General features: G+C 69.7%; 11 protein-coding genes and 2 pseudogenes. 4 read left to right on the top strand and 9 right to left on the bottom strand.

Going from position 1 to position 15,072, the window contains the following annotated elements; translation table 11 throughout:
* Positions 1–187: 187 nt before the first annotated feature.
* On the top strand, positions 188–631 hold the full coding sequence (locus OG747_RS26725) for a hypothetical protein (RefSeq protein WP_405881944.1): 444 nt from the start codon (positions 188–190) through the stop codon (positions 629–631).
* A 114-nt stretch (positions 632–745) separates the two neighbouring features.
* Positions 746–1,465, top strand: a complete 720-nt coding sequence (locus OG747_RS26720; protein ID WP_405885679.1) for a hypothetical protein — start codon at positions 746–748, stop codon at positions 1,463–1,465.
* A 197-nt stretch (positions 1,466–1,662) separates the two neighbouring features.
* Here the strand turns inward: OG747_RS26720 and OG747_RS26715 are convergent.
* Both OG747_RS26715 and OG747_RS26710 read right to left on the bottom strand, forming a co-directional pair.
* Positions 1,663–1,752: pseudogene (locus OG747_RS26715) on the bottom strand (IS5/IS1182 family transposase); the annotation flags it as partial.
* 91 nt (positions 1,753–1,843) lie between these two features.
* Positions 1,844–2,818, bottom strand: coding sequence for an alpha/beta fold hydrolase (locus OG747_RS26710; RefSeq protein ID WP_405881943.1), 975 nt, complete (start codon positions 2,816–2,818; stop codon positions 1,844–1,846).
* Positions 2,819–3,124: 306 nt separating this feature from the next.
* On the opposite strand from OG747_RS26710, the gene OG747_RS26705 reads away from it, so the two are divergent.
* A complete protein-coding gene (locus OG747_RS26705; RefSeq protein ID WP_405881942.1) occupies positions 3,125–3,568 on the top strand; it encodes a polysaccharide biosynthesis C-terminal domain-containing protein in 444 nt (147 codons plus the stop codon).
* A gap of 16 nt (positions 3,569–3,584) precedes the next feature.
* Here the strand turns inward: OG747_RS26705 and OG747_RS26700 are convergent, their stop codons facing one another.
* The 3 genes and pseudogenes from OG747_RS26700 to OG747_RS26690 all read right to left on the bottom strand — a co-directional run bounded on the left by OG747_RS26700 (position 3,585) and on the right by OG747_RS26690 (position 6,041).
* Positions 3,585–4,301, bottom strand: coding sequence for an HNH endonuclease family protein (locus tag OG747_RS26700; RefSeq protein ID WP_405885678.1), 717 nt, complete (start codon positions 4,299–4,301; stop codon positions 3,585–3,587).
* Positions 4,302–4,449: 148 nt separating this feature from the next.
* Positions 4,450–4,713 (bottom strand): annotated as a pseudogene (locus OG747_RS26695) (hypothetical protein); the annotation flags it as partial.
* 449 nt (positions 4,714–5,162) lie between these two features.
* Positions 5,163–6,041: an SCO6745 family protein gene (locus OG747_RS26690; RefSeq protein WP_405885677.1), complete on the bottom strand. Its 879-nt coding sequence runs from the start codon at positions 6,039–6,041 to the stop codon at positions 5,163–5,165.
* 200 nt (positions 6,042–6,241) lie between these two features.
* On the opposite strand from OG747_RS26690, the gene OG747_RS26685 reads away from it, so the two are divergent.
* Positions 6,242–6,850 (top strand): TetR/AcrR family transcriptional regulator, encoded by a 609-nt coding sequence (locus tag OG747_RS26685; RefSeq protein WP_405881941.1) that lies wholly within the window; start codon positions 6,242–6,244, stop codon positions 6,848–6,850.
* A 273-nt stretch (positions 6,851–7,123) separates the two neighbouring features.
* Here OG747_RS26685 and mfd read toward each other — a convergent pair whose 3' ends face one another.
* From mfd to OG747_RS26665, 4 genes are all read right to left on the bottom strand, one after another.
* The gene (gene mfd, locus OG747_RS26680) at positions 7,124–10,663 is read right to left on the bottom strand and encodes a transcription-repair coupling factor (RefSeq protein WP_405881940.1); all 3,540 of its coding nucleotides are present in this window, start codon (positions 10,661–10,663) and stop codon (positions 7,124–7,126) included.
* A 71-nt stretch (positions 10,664–10,734) separates the two neighbouring features.
* The gene (locus OG747_RS26675) at positions 10,735–11,103 is read right to left on the bottom strand and encodes a helix-turn-helix domain-containing protein (RefSeq protein WP_405881939.1); all 369 of its coding nucleotides are present in this window, start codon (positions 11,101–11,103) and stop codon (positions 10,735–10,737) included.
* A 246-nt stretch (positions 11,104–11,349) separates the two neighbouring features.
* On the bottom strand, positions 11,350–13,929 hold the full coding sequence (locus OG747_RS26670; protein ID WP_405881938.1) for an ABC transporter permease: 2,580 nt from the start codon (positions 13,927–13,929) through the stop codon (positions 11,350–11,352).
* Complete coding sequence (locus OG747_RS26665; protein ID WP_405881937.1) at positions 13,926–14,714, bottom strand: ABC transporter ATP-binding protein; 789 nt, start codon at positions 14,712–14,714, stop codon at positions 13,926–13,928. Before OG747_RS26665 ends, OG747_RS26670 begins: the two co-directional genes overlap by 4 nt.
* Between the last annotated feature and the right edge of the window lie 358 nt (positions 14,715–15,072).

Genomic DNA, 15,072 nt, shown 5'->3' with positions numbered 1-15,072 from the left:
TCACGCGCCCGCCGCGCGCACCCCCACCGCACGCTCGCCTTCGCGCCCCCCGCGCGCAAGGCTGCGCGCGCCTTGCCGCGCGGGCGGGGACCCACGCCGCTCACGGCTTCACGCTTTCCATGCAGCGACACCCCCGCTCCCCCCTCTCCACACCCACCTGTCCCCACTGTCATCAGGAGCCCCACCCATGGCCATGAACGCCCGCCGCGCCAGACAACTGCTGGAGATCTCGGCCCCCTTGCTGCTCCAGGGCGAGCAGGTCGAACTCACCAGCGTGGCCGGCATCGGGACGGTCTCGGTGCGCAAGCAGGCCCTCACCGCGGCCGTGGTCGGCGTACTCAGCTTGGGGACGGTGATGGCGACGGTCACCCCGCGCCCGATGTACATCGTTCTGACGAACCAACGGATCCTGTTCTTCGACGGCAACCGAGGCGGCAAGCCGGGCAAGCTGCTGATGAACCTCCCGCGCCCGTACGTCACCGCCGGCGCGCCCAAGAAGACCTTCCTGGGTCTCAAGGTCGTCACCCACCTGACCGTCGAGGGCCAGGAGGGCTCCCTCAAGGTCGACTTCCCGGTTCAGACCCGCGCCGACGGCCACCGGTTCGCCGCGGCCCTGCCGGTCACGCGCTGACCTCGATCACGTGTGGCATAGACCTGGGGCATATTCATTCGTACGACCACGATCGAGCTCCTCGACACCGATCTCACCGAGATCAAACCCTTGGTGCGCCGCGTGGACACCCTGATGCGCGTGAACACGGCGGACAGCGGAAGCTACCTGCTCGCCGTGGAGGCGCAAGGCAAACCGGACCCGGACAAGCTCAACAGCTGGACGTACTACCTGGCGTACCTCTACGCCGAATACAAGCTGCCGCCCCTCCTGCTCGTCGTCTGCCAGGACAAGCCCACCGCGTCCTGGGCCGCGCAGCCCATCCGCATCGGCCTGCCCGCCCACACCAGCATCGCGGTCTTCCCACTGGTTCTGGGCCCCGAGAACCTCCCCGCCATCATCGACCCGGACGAGGCGGCCGAAGACCTGGCCCTCGCCGTCTTCTCCGCGCTCGCCCACGCCAACGACCCCGCCCTCCCTGCGATACTGGAGGCGCTGGCGACGGCACTCGCCAACACCGGAGGCGAGACCGCGGAGGACTGGGCGGAATACACCGAGATCGGCCTGGGGGACACCCAGAGCCGCGCATTCTGGAGGCACCTGATGAATCTGCGCCCCAGCCGCTTCCCCGGCAGCGGCACCCTCATCGAGGAAACCCGAACCAAGGGCCGCGTCGAGGGCCGTGCCGAGGGCCGCGCCGAGGACATCCTCCGCATCCTCGATCTCCGCGCCATCGACATCCCCGAGGCCGCCCGCGAGCGTGTCAACGCCTGCACCGACCTGGAGCTGCTCAGCACGTGGTTCGACCGGGCACTCACAGCCACCACCACCGAGGAACTGTTCGCCGAGGCGTAACGAGCCCTGAGAGCAGTCACACCGAAGCAGGCCGCGCAGTACGGAGTCGGCCGCGGGCACGCTCGGCTGAGGAGTCCCAGACCTGGCAGCCCGCCAACGTTCCCAACTACTCCCCGTACGACAGAACTCCTACGAGGCGGCATGAAGGCGGTCGTCGGGATTCGTCAGGCAGATTCGGACGGCACTCCCCTTGCGGGGCCCCACTCCTGGCCTCGGGCGCGTAGCAGACCGGACTGGAACCGAAGTGCCGAGCTGGACAGATCGATCCCTGATGGGTGGACAAGCACGCGAAGCTCCGGGTGGACAGGTTGCTCCTGGTCGACAACCCAGCTACCAGAAGCTTCACCTCTTCCCACAGAACGCCGTCCTGGAGCGCCGTCAGGGCTCGGTGTGCCTCAGCCGGCGGCCCAGGAGGACGGCTCCTGCGCCCGCGATCAACGAGGCGGCGGCGATGCCGGTGAGTGCGGTCTCGGCCAGGGCGTCATGGGTAGACCCCATGGCGGCCAGCGCAGGCCGGACGGAATCGGCCGCTGTGGCGGCTTGGAGCACGAGGTCGGTGACCGCTTCGGGGTGGGCGATCATGGCCACATGGGAGGAATCGATCTCCACCGTGTGTGAACCCGCGCGCTTCGCCTCGAAGCGTTCCTGGTCGGGGTTGATGGTCTTGTCCTGCTTCGCGACGAGGAACCATGACGGGATGTGTTTCCAGGCAGCCACCTTGGCCTTCTCCGAGAACGCGGTCGTTGCCACGGGCCGTTGGGTCACCGCCAGGACCCTCGTGGTGCTCTCCGGCAGGTCGGCGGCGAAGACCTGACGGAGCCTGTCGGGCTTGAGGTAGAGGTCGGTCCCGCTGACGCCGCCGGCCCGGTAGGGAACGGACTTCGTGGCGGTGCCGAGTTCGCTGGGGAACCTGGCGGCCAGGGACATGCCGCTCTCGCCCACGTCGGGCATCAGTGCCGATACGTACACCAGGGACTTCACCCGAGCGTTGCCCGCGGCGGCCGAGCTGATCAGGGCGCCGCCGTACGAGTGACCCACCAATACGATCGGGCCCTTGATGCTGTCCAGCACGGAGGCGATGTAGGCGGAGTCGTTGTACAGCCCGCGCAGCGGATTGGCGGCGGCGATGACGGTGTAGCCACGGCGTTCGAGCCGTTCGACGACCCCGTTCCAGCTGGAGGCGTCCGCGAACGCCCCGTGCACCAGCACGATGGTGGGTTTGGTCGTGATCGTGCCGCCGCCCGCGGCGGCAGGGGCCGCCACGGTCGTGCACAGGGCCATGGCGCACCCGGCCGCGATGACGGGTGTGCGACCTATTCGGCGCCGTGATCCGGGGACCGGAAATGCTGCCATGTCACTCTCGCCTTCCGTGGAACCTGGAGACCTACGGCACCTGAGTGTTCGCCCATCCGCACCGGCAGGCGCGGCCACGCACTCCAACCGGGTTACAAAAGTGGGCTATAGGAGTGAATGCTGGAGTCAACGGGTTTCCAAAACCTACGTTGTGAGCTGTGTGTATTCCGACGACCGTCCAGAGCCGTGGGCAGAGCACTGGCTCGACTGGCATTCCGTCGCAGAAACCGTGCCACTGCGCGAACTTCCGTTCGCCTCGGGTGCAAGTCACTCACATGCGCTACTGGGCCGACAAGGGCTACCAAGGTGTCGGCGGCACCGTGCGGCTTCCCTACCGCGGTCGGCCCGTTCTTCATGGCCGCCCGGATCGCCACGGTGAACATCGCGCCGGCTACCATCTGCCACCTGCTGTTGCCCGCGCGATGGACCGTGACCGGTATGGCGGGCGCCTACACCATGTCATACCTGGCCGGACTCGCCCTGACGGCACGGCTGTTGCGCAAGAAGGTCGGTGGCCGCCTCGACGATGGCGCACTGTGCCGCACCTACACGAAGCCACTGTGCGCCGCCAGCCTTGCCGCGGCACTGAGCTGGGCTGCCTCGCACGCTCTTACCACGGCCATGAACACGGGCACCTGGTCCACCGCGATCACGCTTGCGGTGGGAGCGGTCACGATGGCACTCAGCTATCTCGTTCTCGCCCGTCTCATGAACGTCGGGGAAGTACGGCGACTTCCTGGCCTGAGGTGAGAAAGCCGATGCCGCTTCACCCGCCGCACTGCTTCAGCATCATCTGCTTGTCGGCCATCGTCACGGAAAGGTCGTACTTCAACGACACCTGGGCGAAGCGCACCGAGTAGGCACAGCGGATCTGCTTGTTCGGAGGCAGCCAGGTCGCCGGACCGGAGTCGCTCTTCGCGCCGTTGGCCGGTCCGTCCACCGGGATCAGGTTGAGCGGGTCATTGGCGATGTCCTCCCGCTTGCCCTGCGTCCAGTGCGAGGCGCCCATCTGCCAGTCGTACGACAACGGCATGACGTGATCTATCTGGACCGTCGTCGCACGGGACTTGGCCCACTCGATCGTCTTCCCGGTGTACGGGTCACGCAACGTCATGGAGGTGACAACGCAGTCCGAGCCAGCCCGGAAGCGGACATTCTCGCCATCGCGTTTCAAGAGGTCATTTCGCGAGTCACATCCGTTGTGAGCATAGGGAATACCGCCCGGAGCCGAGTCCATCCAGGCGTAGCCGAACTTGTCCCGTTCGTAGCCCGTCTTGGGGCCGCGCCCCTTCGTCACCACTTTCTCGATCAACGACCGCGCCTTCGCCATGTCCGCGGTGGAAGTGACCGCCGCCAGCCCGGGCTTCGTTCCGTCCGGGTTGTCCAGCGGGTTCACAGCGCGACCGTTGCCGGCAGTCGGAACGGCGGAACCAGAGGGGCCGCTGTCCGAGGACGGGGCGAGGCCTTCACAGCCGGCAAGCATCAATCCGGTAGCCAGTAGTGCGGCGGACGCCACGAGGACGCGCCGACTTCCACCACTGTGCCTCACATGCCTCTCAGTACGCACAGCGCACCGCCCCCGCCATGAGCTGTGAGAACCCTGCGATCATGCCGCGCAGCATAAAGACAACGCGGGTGTCGCACTCGTTGGAGTCCGTGTCGGCCCAGGCCGTGCCGAACCTCGCCCTGCTGTACCCCGTCCTGGGCGCGCGCCCCTTGACGGTCAGCGAGTCCACTGCGGTGAGCGCGGCGCCGCCGGCCCCCGCCCCCTTCGAACCTGCTGAACCCGCGGAGCCTGCTGAACCCGCGGTGTCCTTCGTACAGCCGCTGACACCGGCACCGGCGGCGAACAGCACCACTGCGGCCGCGACCGACCCACCCCTCAGACGCACCACGACGCCCCTCCCCCTGCCTCCCCGGGTCCGCCCTGCACGGGCGCGTTTCCCCTGGTCCCCACGGTAGCGGCCGGGCAGCCGAGGCCATACCCGCCTTACGGGGGCAGTAGGTGCACGCCGGGCGTATCGCCGGTGGTGGCGGACCTCCGGAAGGAGCTTCCGCGTGGGCATCTTCGGCAGATTCAAGGACCAGGCGAAGTCCAAGGGCAAGGACGCGTCCGACGCCGGAGAACGCCCGATCTACAGGTCGAAAAGCCGTCACCCCGCGACGCCCGGACCCACCGCGAATCCGCTGCGGCCGGGTAGTCGGCCGCGGGAATGTGACACTCTCCGCGCAAGTGTCACATTCTCCGGGCCATACACCGTGCCCCTGAGGCCACCGGCCAGACCGCCCACCACGCCGACCGGGATTCGCCAACAGCGGCCGGTCACCGGGCGGGGGCCCGCGCTCACACCTTCCCTATCCCCAGCGTCGACTCCGAAGGCAGCAGTCCCGAGCCCAGGACGGCGACCCAGAACTCGCCGAGCAGGTCGGCGAGGCGGGTGCGGTCGGTCGGGGTGAGGGCGCGCCAGGGGGCGGCGGCCAGTTCGTCCGTGTGGCGCTCGACCTCGGCGCGGAGGGCGCGGCCCGTCGGTGTGGCGCTGCCGGAATCCGTCACGAGGCCGCGCGCGACGAGGCGTTCACGGGCGGCGCTCCACTCCCCCGGGCTCCAGCCGCGGCTCTCGAAGCGCTCCACGGAGGCCGCGCCGATCGCCGCGAACGAGACGAGCGCCTCGACGGGGTCGAGCCCGGCGACGAGCAGCGCCGCGAGGTGGCCGTCGCCACGTTGCTCGCGCAGGATCGTCGCCGCGTGCCAGAGCTGGAGGTGCGGGGCCTCGGGCCACGCCAACTCCGCGTTGGCGGCGGCCATGGGGCGACCTGCGGTGTTCGCGGCCTCGGCGACGCGGCGCAGCAGCCGGGCGGCCTCGGCGAGTTCGGGACTTGCCACGCGCTCGCCGAGTATCGCTCGGTAGGTCCGGTCGATGCCCCTCTCCCTCGCCTTCAGCACGTCCGCGGGGCCGGCCGTGGACCATGCGGAGTCCATGTGCTCGGCGACCATCCGCGGGCTGAAGCTGTAGAAGGCCGACGCCACGCGCTCACTCCCGACCGCCCCCAATGGCGCGGCGCGGAGGGGGAAGTAGGTCGGCCAGCGCTCCCCCGTTCCGTACCCGAGCGCGGCCGACTCCTCGAAGACCTCCGGCGCGTAGTAGAGCACCGCGTGCAGGGGCTCCAGCAGGTGCCACAGGCGGCGCACCTCACCGAGCTCGATACCGATCCCCGTACCCATGCCCATGCCCATGCCCATGCCCATGCTCGCGCCCATACCGATCGCCCCGTCCCCCTGAACCGTCCCGTCGACCTCACTGCCGTTCTCCGACATGGCGAACCCCCTCGTCCCGTCCCCACCCACTCGACAACTTGACACTGACAAGATTGCCCCACCCCGCCAAACTTGTCAATGCCTAGATTCCGCGTACGCTGACAACCATGGAGACCAGCGCCCCCCAACGTCCCTACCACCACGGCGACCTGCGCCGCGCGATCCTGAGCGCCGCCCTCGACGTCATCGCCGCCGACGGCCCCTCCGCCCTGAGCCTGCGCGACCTGGCCCGCCGCGCGGGCGTCTCGCACGCGGCCCCGGCGCACCACTTCAAGGACCGCACCGGCCTGCTCACGGCGATCGCCGCCGAGGGCCACGAGCTGCTGTCGGCCACGCTCGCCGAGGCCACGGATCTGCGGGACGCGGGCGTCCACTACGTACGCTTCGCCCGGGAGCACCCCGCGCACTTCCAGGTGATGTTCACGCCGGAGCTGTTGCGTGAGAACGACCTCGAACTGACCACGGCCCGGGCCCTGACCGCCGACCGCCTACGGACCGCCGTCTCCACCGCCTCCGGGGTTTCCGACGAAATCGACCCCCGTCTCGCCGGTATCGCCGCCTGGTCCCTGGCCCACGGCTTCGCCACGCTGCTCCTCAGTCACAACCTGGACGGAGCGATCGGAGCGATCGGCGGGGTCGGCGCGGTCGGCGGCCAGGACCCCGAGGAGGTCTTCCGCACGCTGACGGGGATGTTGTTCCAGTCACCGTCTGCGTGACCTCGACGTTCGCCCATGTCGAGGGTGAGGCCCGCCGACAGCAGGTGGCGGATGGCAGGTGGTGGATGGCAGGTGGTGGATGGCGGATGGCGGGTGTTGCGAACGCGGGTGACGGTCCACGCCTCGCACACGCGATAGCCGTTCGCCGTGCGCGCCTCGACTCGATCAGGTCCGCCCGCTCGTGGTGGCGCGGGGCACGCGCAGTCGCGCCCGTCATCCGCCCCGGCTCACCTGTCCGCACCCCATCCCCCGGGCCGCCACACGAACCAACCCCTACGACCCGAGAATCGTCGCCAGGAACTCCCCCGTCCACCCCATCAGCTCCCGCCCGACCAACGGCTTCCCGCCCACCTTCGCCGTCTTCGGGCGGGGGACCAGGAGCTGGTGGGCGGCCGGCTTGATGACCGTGCCCGGGTACAGCCGCTTGAGGCGCAGCTCCTGGGACTCCCGCAACTCCACCGGGGCGAAGCGGATGTTGTTGCCCTGAAGCACGATCTCGCCGACGCCGCACGCCCGCGCGAGCATCCGCAGGCCCGCCACCAGCAGCAGGTTCTCCACCGGCTCGGGCAACTTGCCGTAGCGGTCGGTCAGTTCCTCGCGTACGGACTTCACGTCCTCCTCCGTGTTGGCGGAGGCGATGGCGCGGTAGGCCTGCAGGCGCAGTCGCTCACCCGGCGCGTAGTCGTGCGGGACGTGCGCGTCGACCGGGAGCTCGATCTTGACCTCCAAGGGCGGCTCCTCCTCGACGCCGCCTTCCAGGGAGGCGCGGTAGTCGGCGACCGCCTCGCCCACCATGCGGACGTACAGATCGAAGCCGACGCCCGCGATGTGGCCCGACTGCTCGCCGCCGAGCAGATTGCCCGCGCCGCGGATCTCCAGGTCCTTCATCGCCACGTACATGCCGGCGCCCATCTCCGTGTGCTGGGCGATGGTCGCGAGCCGCTCGTGCGCGGTCTCCGTCAGGGGCTTCTCCGGCGGGTAGAGGAAGTACGCGTAGCCCCGTTCCCGCCCGCGGCCGACCCGGCCGCGCAGCTGGTGCAGCTGCGAGAGGCCGAAGTTGTCTCCGCGCTCGACGATCAGCGTGTTGGCGTTGGAGATGTCGATGCCCGACTCGACGATCGTGGTCGACACGAGCACGTCGAACTTCTTCTCCCAGAAGTCGACGACCACCTGTTCCAGGGACTGTTCCGACATCTGGCCGTGGGCCGTGGCGATGCGCGCCTCGGGGACGATCTCCCGCAGTCGGGCGGCCGCCCGGTCGATCGACTCCACCCGGTTGTGGATGTAGAAGACCTGGCCCTCGCGGAGCAGCTCGCGGCGGATGGCGGCGCCGATCTGCTTCTCCTCGTACGGGCCGACGAAGGTCAGTACGGGGTGCCGCTCCTCCGGCGGGGTGGTGATCGTGGACATCTCGCGGATGCCCGTGACTGCCATCTCCAGGGTGCGGGGGATGGGGGTGGCCGACATCGTGAGGACGTCGACGTTGGCGCGCAGCTTCTTCAGCTGCTCCTTGTGCTCGACGCCGAAGCGCTGCTCCTCGTCGACGATGACCAGGCCCAGGTCCTTGAACTTCGTCTCCGACGCGAACAGCCGGTGGGTGCCGATGACCACGTCCACCCCGCCCTCCCGCAATCCCTCCAGGACCGCCTTCGCCTGCGTGTCCGTCTGGAAGCGGGACAGGGCGCGGACGTTCACCGGGAACTGCGAGTAGCGCTCGGAGAACGTCCCGAAGTGCTGCTGCACGAGCAGGGTCGTGGGGACCAGGACCGCGACCTGCTTGCCGTCCTGCACCGCCTTGAAGGCCGCGCGCACCGCGATCTCCGTCTTGCCGTAGCCCACGTCGCCGCAGATCAGGCGGTCCATCGGGACCGTCTTCTCCATGTCCTCCTTGACCTCGGCGATCGTCGTGAGCTGGTCGGGGGTCTCCGCGTACGGGAACGCGTCCTCCAGCTCGCGCTGCCACGGCGTGTCGGAACCGAACGCGTGCCCGGGAGCCGCCATGCGCGCGCTGTACAGCTTGATCAGGTCCGCGGCGATCTCCTTGACCGCCTTCTTCGCGCGCGCCTTGGTCTTCGTCCAGTCGGCGCCGCCCAGGCGGTGCAGGGTGGGGGCCTCGCCGCCCACGTACTTGGTGATCTGCTCCAGCTGGTCCGTGGGGATGTAGAGGCGGTCGCCGGGCTGGCCGCGCTTGGCGGGGGCGTACTCCACCACCAGGTACTCGCGGGTCGCGCCCTGCACGGTCCGCTGCACCATCTCGATGTAGCGGCCGACGCCGTGCTGCTCGTGGACGATGTAGTCGCCGGCTTCGAGGGAGAGCGGATCGATGGTCTTGCGGCGGCGGGCCGGCATCCGCGCGCCGTCCTTGCCGGCCGCCTTCTGGCCGGAGAGGTCGGTCTCCGTGAGGACGGCGAGTCTGAGCGCCGGGTCCACGAAGCCGTAGTCGATCGAGCCGCACGAGACATGGACGACGGACGGGCTGATGTCCGCCAGGTCCGTGTCGAGGCGGGCCGCGATGCCCTCGCCGCCGAGCACCTCGACGGTACGGGCGGCGGGGCCGTGCGCCTCGGTGACGTACACCGTGCGCCAGCCGTCGGCCAGCCAGCCCTTGGTGTCGGCCAGAGCCCTGGCCGTGTCACCGCGGTAGGTCTCCGGAGCGTGCATGCCGAACTTGAGCGTGTCCGCGGCCGGCGCGTCCAGTTCGAGGTCTGCCGCGAACGGCGACACCGACCACCACATCATGTCCAGCTCGCGGGCCCGGTCCCGGACGTCCGCGATGGACCACAGGGAGGCGGCGCCGACGTCGATGGGGGCCTCGCCGCCCCCGGCCGTCGCCGCCCAGGACGCCTGCAGGAACTCCTGCGAGGTCGCCACCAGGTCCGCGGCCCGTGTCCGCACCCGCTCCGGGTCGCAGACGACGGCCATCGAGCCCCTGGGCAGGACGTCGAGCAGCAGCTCCATGTCGTCGACCAGGACCGGAGCCAGCGACTCCATTCCTTCTACGGCGATGCCCTCGGCGATCTTGCCGAGGAGTTCGCCCAGCTCGGGGTGTTCCTCGGCCAGCCGGGCCGCCCGCTGCCGTACCTCGTCCGTGAGCAGCAGCTCGCGACACGGCGGCGCCCACAGGCCGTGCTCCGCGACCTCCAGGGACCGCTGGTCGGCGACCTTGAAGTAACGGATCTCCTCGACGTCGTCGCCCCAGAACTCCACCCGAAGGGGGTGCTCCTCGGTGGGCGGGAAGACGTCCAGGATGCCGCCACGGACCGCGAACTCGCCGCGCTTCTCGACGAGCTCGACCCGGGAGTACGCCGCTGCCGCGAGCGCCTCGACGATCCCGCCCAGGTCTGCGGTCTGGCCGGTGCGCAGCGCGACCGGCTCCAGGTCGCCCAGGCCCTTGACCTGCGGCTGCAGCACCGAACGAACGGGGGCGACCACGACCGCCACCGGGCCGGTCTCGGGGTCGTCGGGGCGCGGGTGGGCCAGCCGGCGCAGGACGGCGAGGCGGCGGCCGACCGTGTCCGACCGGGGGGACAGCCGCTCGTGCGGGAGCGTCTCCCACGAGGGGTACTCCGCGACTGTGTCCGCCGGGAGGAGGGACCTGAGCGCCGCGGCCAGGTCCTCGGCCTCGCGTCCCGTCGCCGTCACCGCGAGGACGGGGCGGCCGGCGTCGCGGGCCAGGGCCGCCACCGCGAAGGGGCGGGCGGCGGGCGGGCCGACCAGGTCGATATGCATCCGGTTACCGTCGGTGGCGGCCTTCACCGCTTCCGCGAGGGCGGCGTCCTTGACGACGGCGTCGAGCAGACCGTGCAGGCTCATGAAGGGCTTCCATCCCGGAGAGTGGGCAACGCGAACCGCCCGACACGTCGCACGGGCCGGGGGTCCCCAGCCTACGACGCTCGCGACGCCACCGCCCTCTCTCCCTCGCACCGCGGGCGGGCGAAGGTGACCGAGACCCCGCGGTGCGGTTCGACGGCCACGAGGAGGACGGAGTCGAACGCCGCGGCGATCCTCTCCAGTAAAGGGAACGTCGGCATGCATTTTCCGTGCTCAAGCCGGGAAATCGCCGCCTGTGTCATACCGGAGAGTTCGGCCAACTGAATTTGCGTCATTCCGCTCTCGTCCCGCAGATTCCGAACGGCCCTCCCCAAAGTTTTCTCCAACGATTTTCCAATAAACCTTCTGCCGCCCGCACGCTCCCCATCCTGCCCCCGTTGATGACGCACCGCCCTCACTCCCGCATCTTCCGTCCGGCTCATAGGGCGACCTGAACCGAGTCTGCGGGCAGAAGTTCTGGGCCGACCCGTACCCGCCGGCCGTGCGCAAGAAGCTGAAGGCGGCCTGCTACAAGACGGCGACGAAGTACTACAACGCCGTCCGCGCCCTCGGCTGACCCCTCTCGCCGACCCCCTTCGGCCCGGTCACCGTCACGGTGACCGGGCCGACGCCGGCGGGGCGCGGGTCCTCTCCCCACGCCCCGCCGGCCGGGACCGCGCCGGAGCCCCCTACTCCGTCGCGATCGCGTTCAGCACGTTCATCCGGCCCGCCCGGAACGCCGGCACCAGGGCCGCGAACAGCCCCACGAAGGCCGAGCCGACGAACACAGCGACGATGGTCGGCCACGGGATGTCCAGGACCTTCAGGCCCTCCAGCGCGAGGAGCTCGTGGGCGGTCGCGCCCCAGCCCATCCCCAGGCCCAGCCCCAGCAGCGCGCCGAAGAGGGCGATCACCACCGACTCCAGCCGGATCATGCGGCGCAGCTGGCGTCGGGAGAGGCCGATGGCCCGCACGAGCCCGATCTCCCTGGTGCGCTCCACCACCGACAGGGCCAAGGTGTTCACCACGCCCAGGACCGCGACCACGATCGCCAGGGCCAGCAGGCCGTAGACCATGTTCAGCAGCTGCCCGATCTGGTCGCGCAGGCTCTGCTTGTAGTCGCTCTGGTCCATGACCTTGACCGTGGGGTCCGAGGCCACGGCGGCCTTGAGTGAGGCGTATGCCCGGTCCTCCTGGCCGTTCTTCGCCGCGGCGAGCAGGCCCGTGTCCAACGGCATCCGGCCGGCCGGGACGTACCGCTCGACCGTCGTGATGTTCGTGTACATCGCCCCCTTGTCGAGCCCGGTGTCGTCCGAGGTGACCGCGGCCACCCGGAGCCGGGCCGTGCGGCCCCCGTCGAAGGCGACCGTCAGCGTGTCGCCGGTCTTCACGCCGTTCTTCTCGGCGAACTCCGATCCGACGGACATCGCGTCGGCACCGTAGGCGCCGGCCAGCGCGCCGGAGAGCGTCGTGCGGCGCAGGTCCTGCATGTAGCCGGGGTCGGTGGCGAGCAGCTGCTCCTTGTGGACGGTGCCGTTCGGCGCGGTCAGCTCGGCGGGCACTTCCTTGACGCGGGTGACGTGGGCGAGGTCCGCGACGCCCCGCGCCGCCTTCTCCGTCGCCGGGTTGAGCGGCCGCATGCCGCCGTCCGTCTTGACGATGAAGTCGGCGCCGACCGACTTGTCCAGCTCCTCGGTCGCCGACGCCACCATGGAGGAGCCGACCACCGACAGGCAGGCGACCAGCGCCAGGCCGATCATCAGGGCCGCGCCTGTGGCGCCCGTACGGCGCGGGTTGCGCAGTGCGTTGCGCTCGGCCATCCGCCCCACCGGTCCGAAGACCCGCAGCAGCACCGCACTGAGCACCCGGACCATCCCGCCCGCGAGCAGCGGACCGATCACCACGAAGCCGATCAGGGTCAGCACGACGCCCGCGCCCAGCATCAGCGCGCCGTCGCTCGCCCTGTCCGCGGTCGCCGCCGTGTAAAGCGCGAACCCGCCGGCACCCGTGAGCACCAGGCCGACCAGACCGCGCACCCAGCCCGCCCTGCCGTCGGCCGGAGTACCGGCGTCGCGCAGTGCGGCCATCGGGGAGACCTTGCCGGCGCGGCGGGCCGGCAAGTAGGCGGCCAGAACGGTGACGACGACGCCGAGCACCAGGCCGGTCACCGGAGTGGTCGCCTTCACCGTCAGGTCCCGCGTCGACAGGTCCATGCCCATCGACGACATGAGCTTCATCAGGCCGATCGCGATGCCGACGCCCGCGCCGACGCCCAGGACCGAGCCCACGACGCCGAGCAGCAGCGCCTCGACCAGCACCGACCGGTTGACCTGTTTGCGGGACGAGCCGATCGCCCGCATCAGGCCGATCTCGCGGGTGCGCTGGGCGACCAGCATCGAGAAGGTGTTGACGATCAGGAAGATGCCGACCAGGAACGCGATTCCGGCGAAGCCGAGCATGACGTACTTGATGACGTTCATGGACGAGCCGACGCCGGAGCGGTTCTCGTCCGCGTACTCCTTCTGCGTCTGCACCTTGTACGAACCGGCGCCGCCGAGGGAGGAGATGACGTTCTGCTTGACCTGCGCGTCGGTGACGCCCTGCGCGGCCACGACGTCGATGTGGGTGAACCGGCCGGTGGTGCCGAGGAGTTCACGCTGGGCGGTGGCGGTGTCGAAGTAGACGACGGCGGCACCGGGGTTGGTCACCTTGAAGGTGGCGATGCCGACGATCCGCGCCTTGAAGTCACCCGTCACGGCTATGGTGCGCAGCTCGTCGCCGAGCTTGAGGTGGTGCTTGTCGGCGGTGTCGGCGTCGACCATCGTCTCGGTGGGACCGCGCGGGGCGCGACCGGAGGTGATCTCCATCGAACGCAGGTCGTTGTGCGTCCAGTTGCCGGCGATCGTCGGGGCTCCGTTGCTGGACCCCATGTTCTTGTTGGCGCTGTTGACGACGGTCACGTTCATCGAACTGATCGCGCCCTCGGCCGACTTGACGCCGCCCGCCTTCCGGGCCTGCGCCAGGACGGACGCGGGAATCGACTCCGGCTTGCCGTTCCGCGGGGTGTCGTCGGTCTTCGCCGCCTTCGGCGAGATGGTGACGTCGGCGGAGGTGGCGGCGAACAGCTTGTCGAACGTCGTGTTCATGGTGTCGGTGAACACCAGCGTGCCGCAGACGAAGGCCACGGACAGCAGCACCGCGACCGCCGACAGCGCCATTCGCCCCTTGTGCGCGAAGAAGTTGCGCATCGAGGTCTTCAGGACGGTCATGACGTACGCCCCCGGGCGTCGAAGTCCTTCATCCGGTCCAGCACCTGATCGGCCGTCGGCTGGTGCATCTCGTCGACGATCTGGCCGTCCGCGAGATACAGCACCCGGTCCGCGTACGAGGCGGCCACCGGGTCGTGTGTGACCATCACGATGGTCTGGCCCAGCTCGTCCACGGAACGCCGCAGGAAGCCCAGTACCTCGGCGCCCGCCCGGGAGTCGAGGTTTCCGGTCGGCTCGTCCCCGAAGATGATCTCGGGCCGGGCGGCGAGTGCCCGCGCCACCGCGACGCGCTGCTGCTGGCCGCCGGAGAGCTGGTTCGGCCGGTGCTTGAGGCGCCCCGCCAGCCCGACGGTCTCCACGACCTGGTCCAGCCAGCCCTTGTCCGGCTTGCGGCCCGCGATGTCCATCGGCAGCGTGATGTTCTCGATCGCGTTCAGCGTCGGCAGCAGGTTGAACGCCTGGAAGATGAACCCGATCCGGTCCCGGCGCAGTTGCGTGAGCTTCTTGTCCTTGAGACCGGTGATCTCGGTCTCGTCGAGGTGGATCTGGCCGGAGGTGACGGTGTCGAGTCCGGCGAGGCAGTGCATCAGCGTGGACTTGCCGGACCCCGAGGGGCCCATGATCGCGGTGAACTGCCCCCGCGCGATGTCCACGTCGATGTGGTCGAGGGCGACGACCCGGGTCTCCCCGGACCCGTACGCCTTGACGACCTGCCGCGCCCGCGCGGCAACGGCCGTACGCCCTCCAGTGCCCCCGTGCCTGGGAATGGTCACAGCCGATGTCACGGTATGTCTCCTATGTTGATTGCTGGGCGGCAGACGTGCGTTGCGCTTCGTCGGTAAGTCTGGCGACGGGGGACGGTCCGGCGCGCTGGTGCCCAGCGCAGTCTTCTCCTGGGGAAAACCCCACCCCGGAACGTGCGGCCTGTACGACTGCTCCCGCTCCCCCGCGGCGTAAAACCAGGTTAAGGACACCCCCTGCCCCGTCTCGTCCTCCGCCGGTACGAGCGCTCCCCGAGACGTAGTGAGGAGGGACCCCTAGGGGCAATCCACCCCTCGGTGGAGTACTCCTCAGGGTTGTCTCCACCCTCGGATCCGGTCAGCGTCCACCCTCCCGCTACGTGAAGGTCAAGTGAGATGGTGG

The sequence above is a fragment of the Streptomyces sp. NBC_01384 genome (assembly GCF_045040035.1).
Lineage (GTDB): Bacteria > Actinomycetota > Actinomycetes > Streptomycetales > Streptomycetaceae > Streptomyces.
The sequence above is the reverse complement of the archived record's forward strand: the minus strand, read 5'-3'. Positions and strand labels throughout refer to the sequence as shown.

Coding starts and splice junctions, on each gene's coding strand:
- OG747_RS26725 (WP_405881944.1), top strand. CDS start 188: ATGGCCATGAACGCCCGCCGCGCCAGACAACTGCTGGAGATCTCGGCC.
- OG747_RS26720 (WP_405885679.1), top strand. CDS start 746: ATGCGCGTGAACACGGCGGACAGCGGAAGCTACCTGCTCGCCGTGGAG.
- OG747_RS26710 (WP_405881943.1), bottom strand. CDS start 2,818: ATGGCAGCATTTCCGGTCCCCGGATCACGGCGCCGAATAGGTCGCACA.
- OG747_RS26700 (WP_405885678.1), bottom strand. CDS start 4,301: ATGCTTGCCGGCTGTGAAGGCCTCGCCCCGTCCTCGGACAGCGGCCCC.
- OG747_RS26690 (WP_405885677.1), bottom strand. CDS start 6,041: ATGGGTACGGGGATCGGTATCGAGCTCGGTGAGGTGCGCCGCCTGTGG.
- OG747_RS26685 (WP_405881941.1), top strand. CDS start 6,242: ATGGAGACCAGCGCCCCCCAACGTCCCTACCACCACGGCGACCTGCGC.
- mfd (WP_405881940.1), bottom strand. CDS start 10,663: ATGAGCCTGCACGGTCTGCTCGACGCCGTCGTCAAGGACGCCGCCCTC.
- OG747_RS26675 (WP_405881939.1), bottom strand. CDS start 11,103: ATGAGCCGGACGGAAGATGCGGGAGTGAGGGCGGTGCGTCATCAACGG.
- OG747_RS26670 (WP_405881938.1), bottom strand. CDS start 13,929: ATGACCGTCCTGAAGACCTCGATGCGCAACTTCTTCGCGCACAAGGGG.